Source organism: Saccharicrinis aurantiacus (genome assembly GCF_001660705.2).
In the GTDB taxonomy this organism is placed as follows: domain Bacteria; phylum Bacteroidota; class Bacteroidia; order Bacteroidales; family Marinilabiliaceae; genus Saccharicrinis; species Saccharicrinis aurantiacus.
In genome coordinates this window covers 89,351-109,968 of the sequence record NZ_LYBV02000020.1, presented here as the reverse complement: position 1 = coordinate 109,968, position 20,618 = coordinate 89,351, and the positions used below count along the sequence as shown (strand labels likewise).

Genomic DNA, 20,618 nt, shown 5'->3' with positions numbered 1-20,618 from the left:
AATAATTCAACTTAAAAAAGATGTAGTCAGAAAATGAAAGTAGCAGTAGTTGGTGCGAGTGGCGCAGTAGGACAAGAATTTTTGAAGGTGTTGGAAGAGCGTAATTTTCCGTTAGACGAACTGGTTCTTTTTGGATCAGCACGAAGTGCAGGAAACGTTTATACATTTAAGGGCAAACAAATTACTGTGAAAGAATTACAGCACAATGATGATTTTAAAGACATTGATATTGCTTTAACTTCAGCAGGAGGTGGTATTTCAAAGGATTATGCAGATACCATTACAAAGCACGGAGCAGTTATGATTGATAACTCAAGTGCATTTAGAATGGACGCTGATGTGCCATTGGTTGTACCTGAAGTAAATGCTGAAGATTGCAAGGATCGTCCGCGTAATATTATTGCAAACCCCAATTGTACAACTATCCAAATGGTGGTTGCTCTAAAAGCATTAGAGAACTTATCTCATATCAAACGAGTTCATATTTCATCATACCAGTCGGCTAGTGGTGCAGGTGCATCAGGGATGGAAGAATTATTGCAGCAAGTAAAAGATTTTGCAGCTGGTAATGATTTAACTATTGACAAATTTGCCCACCAGTTGCTATTCAATGTAATTCCTCATGTGGATGTATTTACCGATAATGGATATACAAAAGAGGAAATGAAAATGTATAATGAAACGAAAAAAATTATGCATTCGGATATTGAAGTAAGTGCTACAACAGTTCGTGTACCAGTAATGCGCGCGCATTCTGAAGCTATTTGGGCCGAAACAGAAGCGCCTGTTACTCCTGAAGCTTTTAAAGCTGAATGTGAAAAAACAGAAGGTATCACTGTTATGGATAAACCAGAGGAAAACGAATATCCATTACCGCTTCATTTAGCAGGAAGTGATGATGTTTTTGTGGGTCGTATCCGTAAAGATATCTCAAACCCGAATGGTATTGCATTTTGGTGTGTAGCTGATCAAATTAAAAAAGGGGCTGCATTAAATGCTGTTCAAATTGCGGAATATATGATTAAAGAAGGTTTAGTAAAGTAAACCTATCTCAGAATAATAAAATAAGAAAGGCTCACAATTATGTGAGCCTTTCTTATTTTATACCCTTTATGTAAGGACTGAAATATTACTTAACTGTATAGCCTTTAGCTTCCATACTTGCTGAAAATGCCATTTTAAAATCATCTAACATTTTAGTTTTCTGAGCAGCTACTTCCTGTTCATTATGCTGCTTTTCAACATGATCGCCATACTTCCTGGCTCTTCTACCAGCTAAACCTCCTGCAACGGCTCCTATAGCAGCTCCTTTACCAGCATCACCTGCAATTGCGCCGATTGCCGCTCCTGCTGCGGCTCCTTTTGCACCACCTACTACTGCAGACCCATCCAATGAAGTATCGGCTTCCTTAGCATGTATTTGAGGCGGATTAATTGGATCATAGCCAGTTTGCTCCATAGCCCACTTATAACTCGACATTTCATCGGCATCTTGCATTTCTTGTGTTTGCCCTTCTCCAGGAAAAACAAATAATCCTAATCCCTTTGCAATAGAAGTAGTAGTGGCAACTGGTGCTGGCTGTGCAGCTGGCTGACCTGGTGTACTTGCAGCAACTGGCGCAGCTGACGTATCTTGTTGAGCACTTAGTTCTGTTATTGCAAATAACACAAAAGTTAAAGCAATAAATATGGTTCTAATATTGTATTTCATTATATGTTATCATTTAAGTTTTCGATTATACTTTTAACTAAAAAACAAATAGTTTGTTCACTAATTAAAAAGATACGAGTAGCTCATTCAACCTACATTACTGCAGTTTCTTTATTGGAAGCGGCTCCATAATTTTTTCTACTGCCGTCTGAATCTTTTCAGTTGCATTTTTTCCAACAGAGTTGCTATTCACTTCTCTTTCTCCATAAGAGTACCATATCATATCGCCAAGTTCAGCGTCAATCATTTCCACTACTATAAAACCATGCGTTGTGGTTTCTACTGATGCGGATTTTGACCCCATTGCATTCATACCTCTATATGCACCTCTACCATAACCACTGCCAGTCATTGATCCACTTACATACACATCTTTTTCTAACTCAACTTTTGTAAAATAATGCAATTCTACATCCGGATTTTCTGATACGAACTTAAGGCCTCTACCCTCTAATTCTTTGATAATAGCTTTCTCAATACGATCTTTATTTAGATCATTTGTTTGTTGGCTACTTTTTTCATCATTGTATGCCAAGGAAAACGATTTAACTTTGTTAAAATCATAAGTATCGTTAACATCTGATACAACTTTTGTGCTAGTACATGAGGTAAGCATTACTATCATGACCTGCAAACTGAATAATAAAATTTTAGTATTCATATTTCCTCGTTTTAATTTACATTACAAATATATGGGGTTTCACCTCCTTGAGGTTTATGGAGATTGTTCATATATTTATGAAATCATGTCATTATATAATTTCACTGAATAAATATGAACTTCCATTTTAATGAGGAGAATAGCTTAAGTCATTTTTTAGACAAAATGTGCGATAGTACGGATGAGTTCGCACATAACATTAAATCCCGATATGGCACTGGCCAAATATTAACCTATCATTTGCATGTTGATTTACACCTATATATTTTTGATTTCATTCTAAACCAACCCTTACTTATTCAATGGGGATTTAATGATACAGAGCCTACTGAATATTTCCTTTTTCATAATATATCTGAACGCATTGCAAACCAAACTAATTCCGATGATAACACTTTAGAACATGGCGCTGTAATATTTACAAGAAATAATTACCGACGGAAACTCTGGTTACCCAATATACAATGCAATCTATTATTTGTACATTTCAGCAAATCATGGTTCGAAAAGATTAACAAGGCGATATCGTTTCCTACCCAAATATTAGAGAACCTTAAGTATACCAACAATCTATATCTGAATATATCCACAACTTCAACTTCTAGTTTGGTAACTACTCTAATTAGAAATCATTTAGATAGTAAGGATGAAATTTTACTGCCTTACCTGGAAATTAAAAGCATCGAACTAATTTATCTCCTGTTTACTGACGTGCTTAGAAATATTAATACCCAAAAAGTAAAATCATCAATTCATCCGAATGATTTAGCCAAGCTAAATAACTTTATGGGAAATATTTATGGCAACATAGGTAACATTCCTAATATCGAGGAAGCGTCTAAAATACTCGGAATGAGCATGAGCAAGTTCCAACGTATTTTTAAGACTATAATGGGAGATTCCTATTATAACAATATTCTGAGAATTAAAATGGATGCAGGAATGGAGTTTTTACTTAAAGGAAGTCCCGTGTCGGAGGTAGCCTTTAAATTGGGATATTCTTCCATAGGAAACTTTACCAACGTATTTAAAAAGACCTTTAATATATTACCTAGTGAGGTGTTGAAAAGTGATGCTTACTAAAACGCAAAAAATATCTCACCCCTATAACTTTAGGGATGAGACAAATATTCTAGTCTTCTATTAAATCCAATGGATTTATATTAGGATACAAGAAGTCGTTAAATGGAAAACGAGCCGTGTGTATTTTGCGTACCTCATTGTAGGCAATTTCTTTAAAGGCATCCAAGTTATCCTTATTCTTTGCCGATATAAATACAGTATCAACACCTTTAGCCATCCAAGTTTTCTTTAAATCATCTAATGATAAATTGTCTTGCGTAACTGGCGTTAAATCGTCCTCTTCTTTCTTTGTATAGGAGTAGGCATCAATTTTATTAAATACCATAATCATCTTCTTCTCCGTTTTATCTAACTCACGAAGGGTCTGATTTACAATTTCAATTTGATTTTCAAAACCAGAATGCGATACATCAACAACATGAATTAAGATATCGGCTTCACGCACCTCATCCAATGTCGATTTAAAGGAATCAACCAAATGGTGGGGTAACTTACGTATAAAACCAACTGTATCAGCTACTAAAAATGGTAAATTACCAATCACCACTTTCCTAACAGTAGTATCTAGTGTGGCAAATAACTTATTTTCGGCCAGTACATCAGACTTACTCAGCGTATTCATTAAAGTACTTTTTCCCACATTGGTATACCCTACCAGAGCAACCCTAACCAACTTTCCTCTATTTTTACGTTGTGTTGATTTTTGCTTATCAATTTTTACAAGGTCTTGCTTCAGCTTAGCTAATTTATCACGAATAATACGTCTATCTGTTTCAATCTCCTTTTCACCAGGACCACGCATTCCAATACCTCCACGTTGGCGCTCTAGGTGAGTCCACATACGCGTTAATCGAGGCAATAAATATTGATATTGTGCCAACTCAACTTGCGTTTTTGCGGCTGCTGTTTTTGCATTCTTCGCGAATATGTCGAGAATAAGATTTGTTCTATCTAATATTCTCACCTTAAGTTCACGTTCTAAGTTACGGAGTTGCGATGGTGTTAATTCATCATCAAAAATTACCGATGCTACCTCGTGCACTTTTACTCCTTCAAGTATTTCATCCAACTTACCACTTCCCACAAAATATTTATTGTCGGGCATGGTTAGGTTCTGAGTATATCTTTTCACAGGTATTCCACCTGCGGTTTCAGCTAAAAATGCCAATTCATCCAAATACTCTTCTAACTGAGTACTTGTTATATCAGGGGTTTTGATCCCTACTAAAATTACTTTTTCTCTTTCCTGAGATGTAGATATGTGTTTTCCCATTTAATCTCTTTAAATCACAGCAAAGATAGTGTTTTTAAAATACTAAAAATCTATTGTTTATACCTTTCCGGTTTACTTTAATATAAATGCATAAAAAAAGAGGTCATCCTAGGATGACCTCTTTTAAATATTGTGAATCTTATTACTATTGTAACACGAAGTTAATAGGCACAGTATAAGATACTTTTACAGCTTTACCACGTTGCTTACCTGGTTTCCATTTCGGCATTGACTGAACTACGCGAATAGCTTCTTTGTCAAGGTTTGGATCAACACCACGGGCAACTTTTACTTGCTCAACTGCTCCTTTAGTACTTACAACAAATTGTACATAAACACGACCTTGAATACCGTTTTCTTGTGCAATTACTGGGTACTTAACCGATTGAGCAATATATTTTCTTAATTCTAAGTCTCCACCTGGGAATTCAGGCATCTCTTCCACGATAAAGAATACTGGAGCATCTTCTGTCTCCTCTTCTTCTAGGTCCATGTCAAACTCAATCTCCATGTCCTCATCCACCTCAGAATCTTCAATATCAAGCTCTTCATCAAGCTCAACATCATCATCCACAATGTTTAATACATCAGTAACTTTTGGTGGTGGTGGTGGTGGTGGTGGTTTAACTTCTTCCTGTCTAGTGATAGGAACAATCTCTTCCTCAGCCTCTACATCTTCCATCATTGCAAATTGACTCGCATCTACATCTGTAGTAGACCACTCAAACGCAATAAGAATAAGGGCTAAAACGACTACCAAACCGACCTGCATGAAAACTGATTTCTTGTTTTCAAGATCCGCTTTTGGCGACTTTTTTACTTCCATAATTAATTTTGTTTTTTGATGCCTATAAATAAGCTATAACAGCTCATTTAGTAAATTTTATTTTACCCTAAAAAAATTTCAGGTCATAAAAATAGAACTTTCTATTTAAAAAAGTACAATAGACACCTAATTTTTTCCAAATCAAGGATTCAGAATTTAATAATACACTATTTTACGACTCAAACATCAGGTAAACAAGGCTATATTGAATTCCTTAAAAAATGTTAAGCTATCTTAATGAGAAGTTTATTGGAACAGTATAAGACACATTTACTTTTTTATCTCGCTGTTCTCCTGGTTCCCACCTTGGCATTGATTGAACTACCCTAAGCGCCTCAGTATCTAAAGAGGGGTGAATTCCTCTTAATAGGGTAACATCTTTAACTTCTCCGGTTTTACTTACTACAAAAGAAACGTATACTTTTCCTTGTATCCGATTATCAATAGCTGTACTCGGATATTGAACGGCATCTCCTAAATACTGTCGTAATGCACTGTTACCACCCGGGAAACTTGGCATTTTCTCTACTATAATAAAAATACTGTCATCGCGAGTTTCTTCAATTATTGGTATGTCAAACACAATATCCTCGTTAGACTCTGTAGTAAATTCTAAATTATCATCCTCAATAATGGTATTATCATCAACTAAGTTTATGATATCAATAATTGTTTTGGGAGGCGGCGGTGGCGGAGTTGCATCATTAGGATATGTAATTGGGATGATAACATCAGCTATTTCATCACCATTCACTTCAAATTCATCTGGAACATTCACACTATACGACGACCATTCAAAGGCCACCAATACTAATGCTAATACAAGAACAAATCCTATTTGAAGAAACATTGATTTACGTTTTTCCAAATCTGCGTGGGGTGCTTTTTTTACTTCCATAACTAAATTTTTTAGGTCTTTTAAGAAAGACGATTAATAAAATTTAATTGCCATTGAAGTACAATTGCATTAGGGATAGACGTTTCTATGGTATTAATACAATCTGGTCTCTAGAGATATTAATTAATAGCAACACAATAAATATAGTTAACAAAAAGTTAAGTTTCACTTAAAAAAAGTTAAGTAAAATATACAAATGCAAAACACTCCTTTTAAGTAAGAGAGTGCTTTTTTATAAAACTCAGTAATACAATTCCATAAAGCAATTGTACTTTTGGGCATATATTTTTAGAATAAGCTCAATGAAAGAATTCAATAAGAGATTCACTAAGTTTTATAAGAAATGCCATAAATGGCCGGGCTTAATCATCTCGTTCCTGTTACTGTATTATAGCATTACGGGTATATTCATGAATCATCGAGATGTATTCTCATCAATAGATGTGAACAGAAATTTGTTACCAAAAAGTTTTAATTACACCAATTGGAACAATGCAGCATTAAAAGGCAACCTCATTATTAATGCCGATAGTATTTTGGTGTACGGCAATATAGGCGTATGGCTTACCGATTCAACCCTTATTAATTATCGCAATTTTAACTCAGGCTTTCCTAAAGGGATAGATAACAAAAAGATCTTTGATATACATTACACCAGTACCAATCAACTATATGCCGCTACCCTGTTTGGACTATATACATACAATAAGCAAAAGCAGGCATGGCACAAACTGAATACTGAAGACCGCAACGCGCGATTTGTTGCCATTGAAAGCATAGGCGATACCATATTTGCTTTAACCCGATCTCATCTCTATAAGGGAGCAGATAAAGGCATCTACACAGAACTAAACAAACAACAATTACACGAACTGCCTAACTACAAAAACGAAGTCAGCCTATTCAAAACTACGTGGCAAATTCACTCTGGCGAAATATTGGGACTACCCGGCAAACTATTTGTAGATTTATTAGGCCTCATCACATTAGTTTTATCCCTTACGGGCATTGTATACTTTTTATTTCCTAACTGGATTAAGAAAAGGAAGCGTAATAAAAAATCTGTGACTACACTGGTTAAAACCAATCGATGGTCGTTAAAGTGGCACAATTATTTAGGTAGGTGGACTTATATTGCATTATTGATACTGTTTATTACCGGCATGTTTTTACGTCCGCCATTATTAATAAGTATTGTAAGTAGCAAAACAAAACCCATTAGGTATTCCCACCTCGATCAGCCCAACCCTTGGCACGATAAGCTTAGAGACTTTTGTTATGATACGCAAGAAGGTATATTTATACTATCAACATCCGAAGGCACCCATTATATGTTTGCCAACGAGTGGCTACCACGTCCTTTTGAAGTGCAGCCACCAGTTAGCGTTATGGGCATCAATACACTTGAACCGTTTGGAAATGGGGCTTATTTAATCGCATCGTTCAGTGGTTTATATTTATGGCATCCCTCCCATCCTGATATTTATAACTATACAAAATCGGAACTATATAAAGGTAAGAGTTCGGGTCGTCCTGTGGGCGATCATAAAATAACAGGAGTAATTACCAATACTGATGGCTCGCAGTACATGATCGACTACGATAAAGGCGCCCTACCCTTGCATCATAACAAGGCCTTTCCTCCAATGCCCGATAAGATATTAAAAGCTTCACCAATATCGCTATGGAACTTATCGCTCGAAATACACACCGGCAGAATATTCCAAGATGTATTGGGTATGTTTTATATTTTAATTGTACCGCTATCGGGTTTAATTAGTGCTTTGGTCGTATTGAGTGGTTATCTTTTGTGGCGAAAACGATTTAGAAAAAAGAACAACAATACACGTAAATAATTATTTAAAAGTCATTCTTTTTTAAGACTAAGCTTTCTAAATTTGCTGCAAATTAAAATTAATAACATCAGATATGTACGGAGATTTTAAAGATTACCTATCAACCGAAATCGATAATATCAAAGAATCAGGTTTGTATAAAAACGAACGCATCATCACCACTGCACAAGGCGCTGCCATTAAAGTAAGCACTGGCGAAGAGGTTCTTAACTTTTGTGCCAATAACTACCTAGGTTTATCCTCGCATCCTCGCATTGTAAGTGCAGCCCAAAAAGCAATGGATACACACGGATACGGTATGTCGTCGGTTCGTTTTATTTGTGGTACTCAAGATATCCACAAACAGCTCGAAGCTAAAATTGCCGATTTCTTTGGTATGGAAGACACCATTCTTTATGCTGCTGCATTCGATGCTAACGGTGGAGTATTTGAACCTTTATTTACTGCCGAAGATGCCATTATTTCTGATGAATTAAACCACGCTTCAATTATCGATGGCGTTCGTTTATGTAAGGCTGCGCGTTACAGATACAAGCACGCTAATATGGATGATTTGGAGCAACAATTAATAAAAGCACAAGATCAGCGTTACCGTATTATTGTTACCGATGGCGTATTCTCAATGGACGGCGATATTGCCAAGTTAGATATTATCTGCGATTTGGCCGATAAGTACAACTGTTTGGTAATGGTCGACGATAGTCATGGTTCTGGTTTTATTGGTAAAACTGGCCGCGGAACACACGAGTACCACAATGTTATGGATCGCGTTGATATCATCACAAGCACATTAGGTAAGGCACTTGGTGGCGCTTTAGGCGGATTCACAACCGGTAAAAAAGAAATTATCGATATGCTTCGTCAACGTTCTCGCCCTTATTTATTCTCAAACTCATTGGCCCCTGCCATTGTAGGCGCAGCCAACGAAGTATTTACCATGTTAAGCGAATCAACCGAGCTTCGCGATCAGGTAATTAACAATGCATCGTACTTTAAAAACAAAATTGTTGAAGCCGGTTTCGATATTAAGCCAACCAACTCAGCCATTGTTGCCCTAATGCTTTACGATGCAAAACTATCGCAAGAGTTTGCCGCTAAGTTGTTAGACGAAGGTATTTATGTAATCGGTTTCTTTTATCCGGTGGTACCTAAAGATCAAGCCCGCATCCGAATTCAAATTTCGGCAGCACACACGCAAGCCCACCTCGATAAAGCCATTGCCGCTTTCATTAAAATAGGTAAAGAGCTAAAAGTAATTAAATAGTTAGGTAGTTTTTTGTTAGTAGCCAGAAGCCGCTTCTCACTAACTACAAAACAGCTATAAAATATATTTCATAGATGAAACCAAAAGCTATCTCACTCCGAGGTAGCTTTTTTCTTTTTGGGGCTTCCCCCTCCAACAATAACTATTCAAATAATACCACTATAAAATCGGGGTCGGGTTTTCCGCTATATCTTTACTCGCCATAAGGGGCTCGCAAAGGATGCCGCTTCAACCCCTAAGCCACGTGCTCAGTTCCTTCTTCTGAACACATCTACTTAGATAGACAAACTCTACAAATATAAAAACTCCCAAGCACAACAAGAGTCCTGCAACACATTTATGACATAAAAAATACAGCTATTTTAGCATAAACAATATTAAGGCACAAAGTATGGTATCACATAAACATATCCTTCTTATTATTTGCTGCTATTGGGCATTAATGCAGCAAGCGGTATCGCAAAAACAGATCGATTTTGAACTCGGAGTTACCCGAATGAACCTCGATTTTAAAAAGAAAGCTGATGATCGTAAGCAGATTCTCCGTTTAATTAAAGAGTCCGGAGCTAAGTATGTGAGACTTAGTGGACCTAAAAATAGCCAAGCCATTCCACAGGTTATTGATGATATAAAATATGCCAATTGTCTCGGATTGCAAGTATATATAGCTTTGTATAAAGCCAAAGAGCTATTCCCCCCTAACGAGCGGAAAGTTCCATTTTTAAACACCAAGGCGAGTTATCGTTTCTCGAGCATTGATTTAGAGAGCTATACCCTATTTCTAAAAAATATTTTAGCCGAAGTAAAAGCACAGGATGCTAAATTATTAGGCATAGAAGTTTTTAACGAACCTAATTTCGGCTTTAATGGCGATATTATAATTAATAAAAACAAGCAACCTGGTATTATTATCAATGAGCACACCCAATCAGAGGATGTAGTGTTTATGCAAGGCTTAAATAAAATTGAAGAAGGTTTTAATAAATACGGACAGTTATTAAAAATTACTAAGGAGCAAATTAACGCAACTTTTAAAGGACAAGAAGCTCCAAAGGTTATTACTGCTTCTTTATCATTAGATAATCAATTAAGCAACTGGGAATTTGGCAGACGAAAACGTGTAAATGTGGTTGATCCAGGATACTTCTTACGCTTTCTCGCAGGTAAAACCAACAAAAATGAGACCGACTACTTACAATATGCCGACAAAATAGGCACACACTATTATCCTAAACTTGTAAACGATCAATCTGAAGCCAATGAAATACCCCATCGCATCCTCTCTAAGATAACTGAGAACACAAACAAACCTATATTGATTAGTGAATTTGGTATAAGCCGAAAACGTGTAAACAACGAAAACGATCGCTATCAACATTTCAAGATAGCAATTGATGCATTGCAAAATAGCGCATTATTAAAAAACGAAGTAGTTTACATATTTTCATTTGATATTAACGATACACATAAAATTTTTGATGAAGGCAGCCTATTACCTTGTGCCGATATTTATAATTACTATAATTAGAGCTTCCCCTGCTCTACACATTTATCAAAATAATAGCACACTAGCTTTGTGTAATACTAATTAACTTAAATTATTCTCGAACACTCTCCTTCCAGTCATGTAAAAAACTACTCGGAGACAGAAATAAACGACTCTTTACTCAGCGCAACGCATCTTTAGCGATAATAATTTAGTCGCAGGTGAAAATTCTTTGTCCGAATAACATAATTATCAATCGTGGCATTTGCGCAATGCATCTTTTATTAAAACATTTTATTCGGGCAGGTAAAAAAAGCGTTCGGAGACCAAAACAATCGACTCTTTACCCAGCGCAACGCATCTTTAGTGATAATAATTTACTCGTAGCATTTGTGTATTGCTTCTGATGAATTGTTGGCTTTATCGAAAGTATTGCACACAGTAAAGGTTGGAATTATGGGTCTGAGATATTTACCTACACTCATCATGGCGAGGAGTGCGGCCATCTTAAGGCACCTTGCTTTGCTGCTTACCTTGAGATTGCTTTGTTCCGCGCGATGAGGCAAAATTGTAAAGCATTACTACTTCGGATTATTGAAACGAAGGAAAAGAATTCGCACACGAGCCAAAGGTATGGTTCCGTCGGCCTGGATTGAAGCGGCAGCCGCATTGCTTTGGGGCTTTGTGCAGCTTGGCTGGCGGATGCGACCGCAGGAAGCACACGCACGGCTTAGCTAAACATAGCCCAAAAGTAATGTGCTATAGCGGAAAGCAAGATTGAGCCGCCTAAGTATAAAAAAAGGGACTACAAATAAATGCAGTCCCTCATATAATGGATTGAATATATTACTCAAACATGTTTTTCATGCGACTAAAGAAACCTTTCTCTTGCGAGCTTGGTTTTGGCGCAAAACTATCAGACTCGCCCATTTTTTCCATGGCCTTTTTCTCGTCTTTGCTTAGTGCCTTTGGTATCCAAACATTGATTTGTACCAATAAGTCACCGCGGCCGTATCCATTCACTTCTGGTAAACCTTTTCCGCGTAGGCGTAAAACTTTACCTGGTTGTGTTCCAGCTTCTATTTTCACTTTTACTTTACCCTCTAAGGTAGGAATCTCAACTGGAGCTCCTAAAGTAGCTTCGGGAATGCTTACAAAGGCATTGTATAGTAAATCTCTTCCGTCGCGAACTAAATCTTCGTGCTCTTCCTCGTGAATTAACACCAACATATCGCCATTAACACCGCCTCTGCGGGCTGCATTACCACGACCTGAAACTGAAAGTTGCATACCTTCTTCAACTCCTGCTGGAATGTTGATGGTAATTACTTCGTCCTCCTTCTCAATACCTTCTCCATGACAATGCTTACACTTATTGGTGATTATTTTTCCTTCACCGTTACAAGTAGGACATTGTGATGCAGTTTGCATTTGACCCAAAATGGTGTTTGAAATACGGGTTACCTGGCCTGATCCGTTACAAGTGGTACAAGTGCTATGCGAAGCACCGCCCTCTGCACCCGAACCGCTACAGTGCGAACAAGAAACGTATTTTTTAACCTTGATTTTTTTCTCAACGCCGTTTAAAATCTCGTTTAGCGTAAGGCTTACTTTAACTCTAAGGTTTGATCCTTTATTAACGCGCTGACGGCTTCCGCCACCACCAAAGCCACCAAAACCGCCGAAGCCACCGCCTCCGCCGCCAAAGATATCGCCAAAGTGAGAGAAGATATCGTCCATAGACATACCTCCGCCACCAAAACCACCACCTGCTGCGCCACCAACACCTGCGTGTCCGTATTGATCGTAACGTGCTTTTTTGTTATCGTCGCTAAGTACCTCGTAAGCCTCAGCTGCTTCTTTAAATTTTTCTTCAGCCGAAGAATCTCCTGGATTTTTATCCGGGTGAAACTGCATGGCTTTTTTACGGTAAGCTTTTTTAATTTCTGCAGCCGTTGCTCCTTTGGATACTTCTAGTACCTCGTAATAATCTCTTTTTGACATAACAAATTATAATTATTCGCCTACAACAACTTTGGCAAAACGCATTACCTTATCATTCAGCATATATCCTTTTTCAACACAATCAATTACTTTTCCTTTTAAGTCCTCCGTTGGAGCAGGAATGTTTGTAATAGCCTCGTGTAAATCTGTATCAAACTCTTTTTCTTTGGCTTCAATTTCAGTAACGCCGTTTTGCTTTAAATACTCTTGAAGTTTATTATAGATTAATCCTATACCTTCTTTTACTGCTTCTAAATCACTAGCTTCAGTTAAGTGAGCTAAGGCTCTATCAAAATCATCAACAACAGGTAACATTCCTTTTAAAAGTCCTTCACCAGCACTTTTTTGAAGTTCCATGCGCTCCTTTAAAGTTCTTTTGCGATAGTTATCGTACTCAGCTGATAAACGAAGGTATTTGTCGTTAATTTCGCTAACCTTTAAACCTAGTTCTTCAATCTTTTTTTCTTCTTCAGAACGTTCATCCACTTCCTGCTCTTCTGCAGCAGTTTCGTTTGTAGCTTCCTCGGTAGATTGTGTTTCTTCAGTACCTACAACCTTTTCTTCAACAACCTCTTCCTTTTCGCCTTTTTTTGAACTCTTCTTAGTCATTATATTATTGTTTTTTAATTTCTTAAGCAATCAGCATAGCTGATAACAATTATTTTGCCAATGTTATATTATTGGTCATTCTGACATATAATTGAATAATTATAGATTAAAGTGACAGTTTGATAAACCAAAAATGGCAGTCCACCATAGTGAACTGCCATTATATAGTATTATGTAACTGATTTACTTAGCTTCTGCTTTAAGCGCATCTTCTAAACGATCACCTCTTAATCTTTTTGCAACAATGATACCCTCTCCATTAATTAAGAAATTATCTGGAATACCTCTGATTGCATAAATTTCAGCTGCTCTTGATTTCCAACCCATAAGATCACTAACGTGATTTTCCCAAATCAAATTGTCATCTTTAATGGCTTTCTTCCAGCGGTCTTTATCCTTATCCAAGGAAACACCATAAATAGTAAATCCATTGCCTGTTTTAAACTCCTCGTCTTTAAACTTTTTATAGGCTTTAACCACGTTTGGGTTCTCTGCTCTACATGGTCCGCACCATGAAGCCCAAAAATCGATTAGAACCATCTGTCCCTTAAGGTCAGATAATGCAATTACATCGCCATCAGGTGATAAAAACTTCAACTCAGGAGCTTTGTTACCTACCTCTAGGCCAATCTTTACTTTTTGTGCGCTTACCGCAGCGATGGCTGCAAAAAATACAGCTACCAATAATGTATACTTCCTCATCATATTTTCCTTTATTAACAACTGCTATTACTAAATAATGCAGTTTACTTTAAATTAAATAACGTACGTTGCACAACAATGTTGCGTTACGTTTGAGGCGATAAATATAATAGGATTTTATTAATTTGAGTATGCGTAGAGATACTCTAAGGCAGAATGTACTTCTGAAATTGAAGTGCTTTTGGAGATAAGGCGGCCCTCACCGTCAATTAAAATGTTAGTTGGTGCATGAACACTGTATGCAGAAGCAATATCTGATTCATCGCCCTTAAAATCGCAAATATGCAAGGCTTTTACGTAACCATCTTCTTTAATGGCCTTTTGTAATGGAGAATTAAATTGATCTAAAGAAATAGATACGATTACAAATCCTTCTCCTCGATAAAATTTACTGTTTGCAAATTTGCTTTGCATAAGCATTTTCTCATGATTATCAATTCGTGATAAACCATCGTAAGATGCCCAAAAATCCAACAGAACCATCTTTCCTTTTAATGATTCCAAGTTAAACTCTTCACCATTTAATAAAGATGTTTCAATATTAGGAACTTTATTTCCGATCTCAACACCAACAACAGGCTCAGGTGAGCGATTGTTAAAGGAGAAGAAAGTTAGTCCTACTAATAAAACTGATGCTAAAAATTTTAGCCTAACCATACAAATCGTATTCGTTAATAATCGTCGTAAAGTTTACACTTTTAACAACATGAACTCTTCAAATTTAGACCAACCCAACTATTAAAGTGATGAATTGGATATTAAACACAACAAATGTTTGTCGCTGAACATAAAAATGAATTTGCAAACCTAGATAATATTAGCTATATAAAGAGCCAATATATGTTAAATATTGAAAATGCAAACCCAAATTCAGATAACTAATTGGTTTTAAAACAAAAAGCCTGATGAAAAGTTTCATCAGGCTTTATATAAATTTAAAAATTTCCTTATTTTTTATAATTGTCTACACCTTTTTGCAGCCACTCTGAATAGGCTTTGATGTTAGGCTCATAGGCCTTTGGAGCATTCAATTCATTCTCCTCATTATCTACTAAAACATAATAGGGTTGACTATTAATTTTATATCGAGAAATTTGAAAATCACTCCATTTATTACCTACAGTTCTAATCTTTTTTCCGGTAGTTTCAGAAACATATTGCTCGTCTTCTGCTAACTTTTTTCTATAATCAACATAGAGAGCTACAACTACATACTCGTTACGCATGAGTGAATTTACCTCTGGATCACTCCATACATTAATCTCCATTTGACGGCAATTAACACATGCCTTACCCGTAAAATCGATAAACAAAGGCTTATTAACCGCTTTTGCATAAGCAAGCGCATCGTCATAATCATGAAAAACAGATAAACCTTGTGGCCCTACCTCCATCTTTTGTTCTAACATAGCAATATCTTTATTCGATGATTGCTGCATTACATAGCTTGATGAGTGTAGTGACTTATAACCAACCCCTTGCGGTGATTCTGAATACTCCAATGGAGGAGGAAATGCACTAATTAGCTTAAGTGGAGCTCCCCATAAACCTGGTATCATGTAAATTGTAAATGACAATACTAACAAACCTAATAGCAAGCGTGGTACCGACAAGAACTCCAATGGAGAATCGTGTGGTAAGCGCAACTTACCCAATAGGTAAAAACCAAGGGCTCCGAATATAGCAATCCAAATTGCAATATAAACTTCGCGCTCTAGGAGGTGTAAATCAAGTACTAAATCAGCATTTGAAAGGAATTTAAATGCCAAAGCTAACTCTAAGAAACCAAGTACAACTTTTACTGAATTTAACCATCCGCCTGACTTTGGTAATGAGTTTAAGTAACCCGGAAACATTGCAAATAACGAGAATGGTAAGGCCAAAGCTAAACTAAAGCCAAACATTCCTACTAATGGAGCCATACCCCCTTCTGAAGCAGCTGTTACTAATAAAGAACCAACAATTGGCCCAGTACATGAGAACGACACTAAAGCCAAAGTTAATGCCATAAAGAAAGAACCTATTAAGCCACCCTTGTCTGCTCCAGCATCAGCTTTATTAACCCACGATGTCGGTAATACTATTTCGAAAGCTCCTAAAAAGGAGATGGCAAATACCACCAATAGTATAAAAAAGAATAAGTTGAACCAATGGTTAGTTGACAAGGCATTTAAGGCGTCAGCACCAAATAATAGTACTACTAACCAACCTAAAACAACATATATTAGTATAATAAATATACCATATTGAATTGCATTTTTAATTCCAACCAACTTATTGGTACTCTGCTTTGTAAAAAAGCTAACCGTCATTGGTATCATTGGGAAAACGCAAGGCGTTAAAAGTGCTGCTAATCCGCCAATAAAAGCCAACGCGAAAATACTCCAATAGCTCTTATTCTCACCCGAAGCTGCATCTGTGGTTTTACTTTCCTTAACCACTACAGGCTTTTCTTTTAAACTAAAATTAAAATCTATCTGATCAGGTGGTAAACAGCGTTCATCATCACAAGCCATAAACTCAACATAACCCTCAATAGATTCTGTTCCGGGCTTAACGGTAACCACCTGCTTTATAGTCGCCTCATTTGACCAATAAGCCAATTCCATTTGAAATGAAGAATCAAAGTGCTTACCGGGTACCGGTACTTCAACAATATCTTCAGTCGATTCAAAAATTGATGCATCGCTAAAGTTAACGCTTGTTGCAATAGGGCCGCCTTCTGGCAAATGAACAGAATACAAATGCCAGTTTTGCTCAATAGTGGCACTAAAAGTTAGTTCATAAGTATTCTCACTCAATTTCTCTTTGCTAACAGTCCATTTCACAGGCTGCTCTATTTGTGAAAATAGAACCGTGAACGGCATTAGTAAGAGCATCAGTAATGCTAGTTTTGTTTTCATTATTGTGTGACTTTTATTTTAGACGTTCTATTAATATTCGTTTTGTGCATGTATGTAATAATCTAGATACATCCTCAATTATTATACCATGCTGCAAAGATGAAAGATTTACTATTCAAAAGACATGATATTTTTCAAAAAAGTGATAAAACATTGCGCGCCATCGATTTTATATCAACATTATTCCACTTTGACATTTTATAACATTAAAACTTGCCCTTATGACAATCAGAATCGTATATTGTTTTAAAGAAGAGCTCCGTTATGAACGATTTAACAAAAAAACCAAGTCTTAAATACTATCCTCCGCTAGAAGAAAAAATCAATGTTGCTACACATGGATTTGGGATAGTAATAGGAGTTATTGGTTTTATTCTGATGCTTATAAAGTCTATCCCAAAACAAGATGGCTTACAACTAGTATCGGTAATTATCTATGGACTTAGCATTGTAACCTTATATACAGCCTCAACATTATTTCATAGCGCTAAGGAACCAAAGCTTAGAATACGTTTAAACATATTCGACCATAGTGCTATTTACGCACTTATTGCAGGCACATATACTCCTTATACACTAATTACACTTCATGGACAAATTGGATGGTTGGTTTTCGGGATTATTTGGCTTGTGGCCTTAGTTGGCATTATACTAAAGTTTTTTTACACGGGCCGGTTTAGAATACTATCTACAGCAATGTATGTAGTAATGGGTTGGATGGTTATGTTTGCCATTAAACCGCTTTATGAGAGTTTAAATTACAATGGATTTATACTTTTAGTTACTGGAGGTATTGCCTATACTGTTGGTGCTGTTTTATATGCAGTAAAAAACATCCCTTACAATCATGCTATCTTTCACTTTTTTGTTTTAATTGGTAGTATACTTCACTTTTTATCGGTATACCTTTATGTATTATAAAAAGTCCCACGCAAACTAAAGCGTAGGACTATTGCTAACAAAAAATCTGATTGGGTATATTATTCTGTTTCTGGCGAAAGGTATTTATATACAAACCCTGCTATTAAGGCTCCTATAATCGGTGCTACCCAGAACAACCAAACCTGTCCTAAATAATCTCCTCCAGCAAAAATAGCCTGACTAGTGCTACGCGCAGGATTAACCGATGTATTAGAAACCGGTATACTTATTAAGTGAATTAAGGTTAAACCTAAACCAATTGCGATACCCGCAAAACCTTTCGGTGCCTTTGAATGGGTTGCTCCTAAAATGATTAACAAAAACATAAAAGTCATAACAATTTCGCAAATCAATACAGCTGTCATACTATAACCGTCTGGAGATAGCGAACCGAATCCGTTTGATGCAAATCCACCAATTTCAAAACCTGGCTTACCACTGGCAATTGCATATAATATTGACGCGCCAAACAAACCACCTAATACTTGCGAAATAATGTACGGAAAAATCTCCTTTGATTCTAGTCGTCCACCGGCCCATAAACCAACAGTAACTGCAGGATTTAAATGGCATCCTGAAATATGGCCAATTGCGTAAGCCATTGTTAATACGGTTAATCCAAATGCAATGGACACACCAACAAATCCAATTCCTAAACTAGGGTAACCAGCTGCTAAAACAGCACTTCCACAACCTCCAAGAACAAGCCATGAGGTTCCGAAAAATTCTGCAACATACTTTTTCATATTTACTATATTTGATTAGAATTTAAGTAATACTACGTTAAATATAGAACGATAATTTGAATATATCCAATTTATAGTGTGCTATAAAACAACAAATTAATCAAATCAACATTGATAAAACTTTGATTCTAAATAGCTCTTCTTTATATTTATTTATTCCCTTTATTTAATAACTGAGATTGGTGAATGTGAATCTCAAAAACCTAATGATTTTGAAAAAAACTATCCTAACTCTCTGCATTCTTATTTATAGCACTGTGTCTCTTTTGGCCCAAATCATGTACCAAAATGTGAGCAATAAAAATCTTTCGCTAGGATCATATGGAAGAATTGGCGCAGATTGGTCATTTAACGAAGGAAGTGCTATTGGCCGCCGACTTAACCTAAATAACATGGGTAGTATTGGCGGGAGACTCGAAGAACAAGATTATTTAGAATTAGTACCTGCCATACATTTTTTACCATTTAAAGAAGGAGATTCAACCATTATCAACATTCAGTTTCGATTTGCAGCTTACTCAAAAAGTCTCACTTTAATGGGGAATTCATCAACTAGCAGTCCCGAAGGCCTTACCTTTGCCATTCCTGAAATGTATGCTGAGGCACGAAATATTGCCAACTCTGGTGTTAATGCATGGGTAGGGTCGCGACTATACAGAGGAGCTGATGTGCATGTTATTGACCATTTCTATTTTAACGATCATTCGGGACAGGGATTCGGTGTAGAATATAAGAATACCCGTTTTTGTACTTTATTTATTGCAACAACAGATACTACAGCTACTGTTCCACCGTACTTTTATATTAATATTGAATCCGGAACAGCCACGTTGGCTTTAAGGCAACGAGTGGTAAACATATTAGAACATGATATTCTCCTTTCAAAGAAAAATACACTTACCCTACTTGGAGAATATCATCATATGGGAAAAGCAGAAGGAGATCCTGATGAAGAATTATTGGATAGTGAGCTACAGCATGACTACCCTGCTGACTATGGTTTTGTGCTTGGTGCCCGGTTGGTTACTGAATTAAAAGGCTACGCGCCTGGCGGTTTTAATAAGTTAGCCATTAGGTATGGCGGACGAATAGCCAATGGTGGGGATGGTGGAATGGCAAGAACATGGTTAACTTTTGGTGCACCTAATCTTGAGAAACAGGATTTTGCCAAAGCATACTCCATTTCTTTGGTGGATGAAGTACTTCTGAACATCAATAAAAATCATAGTTTAAGTGCATACGTAGTATATACACAGAGTAAAGGGGGTGCCAAAACAAAAGGGCTCGCAGAAACCTATCACGAACAAGAAGTATATAATTATAAGCAAGATTTTACCATAGGTTTTAGAGAAACTTATTACATAAGCGATATTTTCCATTTACTCAGCGAAATGCATTATTCTCAACGCCAAGATGGTGAAGATCCAACATACTCAATGTTTAAGATATCATTAGCTCCAACACTTGCACCTACAGGCGAAAGGAGCTATTGGGCAAGACCTCACCTTCGTTTAATTACTTCCGTTGCTTTTTATAACGAGGCTACAAAAAACAACCTATACTCTCCGCACCTTCAATTTGTAGGACCCAAAAGTGTTGGTTTATATTTTGGTGTTAAAGCAGAATGGTTCCTTTGGAACTAAAAATGGCCTGCCTAAATGAAAAGGCAAGCCAT

18 protein-coding genes are annotated in these 20,618 nt (G+C 36.7%); 7 read left to right on the top strand and 11 right to left on the bottom strand.

Features of this window, described 5'->3' with window-relative positions; translation table 11 throughout:
• Positions 1-33 precede the first annotated feature (33 nt).
• On the top strand, positions 34-1,044 hold the full coding sequence (locus tag A8B35_RS07795; protein ID WP_068472128.1) for an aspartate-semialdehyde dehydrogenase: 1,011 nt from the start codon (positions 34-36) through the stop codon (positions 1,042-1,044).
• An 85-nt stretch (positions 1,045-1,129) separates the two neighbouring features.
• Here the strand turns inward: A8B35_RS07795 and A8B35_RS07790 are convergent, their stop codons facing one another.
• Positions 1,130-1,711, bottom strand: a complete 582-nt coding sequence (locus A8B35_RS07790) for a glycine zipper domain-containing protein (protein ID WP_083634363.1) — start codon at positions 1,709-1,711, stop codon at positions 1,130-1,132.
• A 97-nt stretch (positions 1,712-1,808) separates the two neighbouring features.
• On the bottom strand, positions 1,809-2,372 hold the full coding sequence (locus tag A8B35_RS07785; RefSeq protein WP_068472126.1) for a DUF4136 domain-containing protein: 564 nt from the start codon (positions 2,370-2,372) through the stop codon (positions 1,809-1,811).
• A 114-nt stretch (positions 2,373-2,486) separates the two neighbouring features.
• Between A8B35_RS07785 and A8B35_RS07780 the strand changes: the two genes are divergently transcribed.
• A complete protein-coding gene (locus A8B35_RS07780; protein WP_068472124.1) occupies positions 2,487-3,455 on the top strand; it encodes a helix-turn-helix transcriptional regulator in 969 nt (322 codons plus the stop codon).
• Positions 3,456-3,504: 49 nt separating this feature from the next.
• On the opposite strand, the gene hflX is transcribed toward A8B35_RS07780, so the two are convergent.
• The 3 genes from hflX to A8B35_RS07765 form a co-directional block, all read right to left on the bottom strand.
• Positions 3,505-4,728, bottom strand: a complete 1,224-nt coding sequence (gene hflX, locus A8B35_RS07775; RefSeq protein ID WP_068472122.1) for a GTPase HflX — start codon at positions 4,726-4,728, stop codon at positions 3,505-3,507.
• Positions 4,729-4,873: 145 nt separating this feature from the next.
• Positions 4,874-5,554: an energy transducer TonB gene (locus A8B35_RS07770; RefSeq protein WP_068472120.1), complete on the bottom strand. Its 681-nt coding sequence runs from the start codon at positions 5,552-5,554 to the stop codon at positions 4,874-4,876.
• Positions 5,555-5,783: 229 nt separating this feature from the next.
• On the bottom strand, positions 5,784-6,452 hold the full coding sequence (locus A8B35_RS07765; protein WP_068472118.1) for an energy transducer TonB: 669 nt from the start codon (positions 6,450-6,452) through the stop codon (positions 5,784-5,786).
• A gap of 266 nt (positions 6,453-6,718) precedes the next feature.
• On the opposite strand from A8B35_RS07765, the gene A8B35_RS07760 reads away from it, so the two are divergent.
• From A8B35_RS07760 to A8B35_RS07750, 3 genes are all read left to right on the top strand, one after another.
• Complete coding sequence (locus A8B35_RS07760) at positions 6,719-8,308, top strand: PepSY domain-containing protein (protein ID WP_394365397.1); 1,590 nt, start codon at positions 6,719-6,721, stop codon at positions 8,306-8,308.
• Positions 8,309-8,381: 73 nt separating this feature from the next.
• Positions 8,382-9,572, top strand: a complete 1,191-nt coding sequence (gene kbl, locus A8B35_RS07755) for a glycine C-acetyltransferase (protein WP_068472114.1) — start codon at positions 8,382-8,384, stop codon at positions 9,570-9,572.
• 391 nt (positions 9,573-9,963) lie between these two features.
• Positions 9,964-11,100 (top strand): hypothetical protein, encoded by a 1,137-nt coding sequence (locus A8B35_RS07750; RefSeq protein ID WP_139314843.1) that lies wholly within the window; start codon positions 9,964-9,966, stop codon positions 11,098-11,100.
• Positions 11,101-11,904: 804 nt separating this feature from the next.
• Here A8B35_RS07750 and dnaJ read toward each other — a convergent pair.
• The 5 genes from dnaJ to A8B35_RS07725 all read right to left on the bottom strand — a co-directional run bounded on the left by dnaJ (position 11,905) and on the right by A8B35_RS07725 (position 17,276).
• Entirely contained in the window at positions 11,905-13,062 is a 1,158-nt protein-coding gene (dnaJ, locus tag A8B35_RS07745) for a molecular chaperone DnaJ (RefSeq protein ID WP_068472110.1), read from the bottom strand.
• 12 nt (positions 13,063-13,074) lie between these two features.
• Positions 13,075-13,671 (bottom strand): nucleotide exchange factor GrpE, encoded by a 597-nt coding sequence (locus A8B35_RS07740; protein WP_068472108.1) that lies wholly within the window; start codon positions 13,669-13,671, stop codon positions 13,075-13,077.
• A gap of 183 nt (positions 13,672-13,854) precedes the next feature.
• Positions 13,855-14,376 (bottom strand): TlpA family protein disulfide reductase, encoded by a 522-nt coding sequence (locus A8B35_RS07735; RefSeq protein ID WP_071792529.1) that lies wholly within the window; start codon positions 14,374-14,376, stop codon positions 13,855-13,857.
• A 117-nt stretch (positions 14,377-14,493) separates the two neighbouring features.
• Positions 14,494-15,030 carry a TlpA family protein disulfide reductase gene (locus tag A8B35_RS07730; RefSeq protein ID WP_068472106.1) on the bottom strand — a complete coding sequence of 179 codons (537 nt, stop codon included), beginning with the start codon at positions 15,028-15,030 and terminating at the stop codon, positions 14,494-14,496.
• A gap of 290 nt (positions 15,031-15,320) precedes the next feature.
• Positions 15,321-17,276: a protein-disulfide reductase DsbD family protein gene (locus A8B35_RS07725; RefSeq protein WP_068472104.1), complete on the bottom strand. Its 1,956-nt coding sequence runs from the start codon at positions 17,274-17,276 to the stop codon at positions 15,321-15,323.
• A gap of 264 nt (positions 17,277-17,540) precedes the next feature.
• Between A8B35_RS07725 and trhA the strand changes: the two genes are divergently transcribed.
• Positions 17,541-18,197 (top strand): PAQR family membrane homeostasis protein TrhA, encoded by a 657-nt coding sequence (gene trhA / locus A8B35_RS07720; RefSeq protein WP_068472102.1) that lies wholly within the window; start codon positions 17,541-17,543, stop codon positions 18,195-18,197.
• Between the two features lie 59 nt (positions 18,198-18,256).
• Here trhA and aqpZ read toward each other — a convergent pair whose 3' ends face one another.
• Positions 18,257-18,943 (bottom strand): aquaporin Z, encoded by a 687-nt coding sequence (gene aqpZ, locus A8B35_RS07715; RefSeq protein ID WP_068472100.1) that lies wholly within the window; start codon positions 18,941-18,943, stop codon positions 18,257-18,259.
• A 290-nt stretch (positions 18,944-19,233) separates the two neighbouring features.
• On the opposite strand from aqpZ, the gene A8B35_RS07710 reads away from it, so the two are divergent.
• A complete protein-coding gene (locus A8B35_RS07710) occupies positions 19,234-20,586 on the top strand; it encodes a carbohydrate porin (protein WP_171973171.1) in 1,353 nt (450 codons plus the stop codon).
• Positions 20,587-20,618: the final 32 nt, after the last annotated feature.

Bases quoted from the DNA above. Each gene is read 5' to 3' on its own strand.
- A8B35_RS07795 (WP_068472128.1), top strand. From the start codon at position 34: ATGAAAGTAGCAGTAGTTGGTGCGAGTGGCGCAGTAGGACAAGAATTT.
- A8B35_RS07790 (WP_083634363.1), bottom strand. From the start codon at position 1,711: ATGAAATACAATATTAGAACCATATTTATTGCTTTAACTTTTGTGTTA.
- A8B35_RS07785 (WP_068472126.1), bottom strand. From the start codon at position 2,372: ATGAATACTAAAATTTTATTATTCAGTTTGCAGGTCATGATAGTAATG.
- A8B35_RS07780 (WP_068472124.1), top strand. From the start codon at position 2,487: ATGAACTTCCATTTTAATGAGGAGAATAGCTTAAGTCATTTTTTAGAC.
- hflX (WP_068472122.1), bottom strand. From the start codon at position 4,728: ATGGGAAAACACATATCTACATCTCAGGAAAGAGAAAAAGTAATTTTA.
- A8B35_RS07770 (WP_068472120.1), bottom strand. From the start codon at position 5,554: ATGGAAGTAAAAAAGTCGCCAAAAGCGGATCTTGAAAACAAGAAATCA.
- A8B35_RS07765 (WP_068472118.1), bottom strand. From the start codon at position 6,452: ATGGAAGTAAAAAAAGCACCCCACGCAGATTTGGAAAAACGTAAATCA.
- kbl (WP_068472114.1), top strand. From the start codon at position 8,382: ATGTACGGAGATTTTAAAGATTACCTATCAACCGAAATCGATAATATC.
- A8B35_RS07750 (WP_139314843.1), top strand. From the start codon at position 9,964: ATGGTATCACATAAACATATCCTTCTTATTATTTGCTGCTATTGGGCA.
- dnaJ (WP_068472110.1), bottom strand. From the start codon at position 13,062: ATGTCAAAAAGAGATTATTACGAGGTACTAGAAGTATCCAAAGGAGCA.
- A8B35_RS07740 (WP_068472108.1), bottom strand. From the start codon at position 13,671: ATGACTAAGAAGAGTTCAAAAAAAGGCGAAAAGGAAGAGGTTGTTGAA.
- A8B35_RS07735 (WP_071792529.1), bottom strand. From the start codon at position 14,376: ATGATGAGGAAGTATACATTATTGGTAGCTGTATTTTTTGCAGCCATC.
- A8B35_RS07730 (WP_068472106.1), bottom strand. From the start codon at position 15,030: ATGGTTAGGCTAAAATTTTTAGCATCAGTTTTATTAGTAGGACTAACT.
- A8B35_RS07725 (WP_068472104.1), bottom strand. From the start codon at position 17,276: ATGAAAACAAAACTAGCATTACTGATGCTCTTACTAATGCCGTTCACG.
- trhA (WP_068472102.1), top strand. From the start codon at position 17,541: ATGAACGATTTAACAAAAAAACCAAGTCTTAAATACTATCCTCCGCTA.
- aqpZ (WP_068472100.1), bottom strand. From the start codon at position 18,943: ATGAAAAAGTATGTTGCAGAATTTTTCGGAACCTCATGGCTTGTTCTT.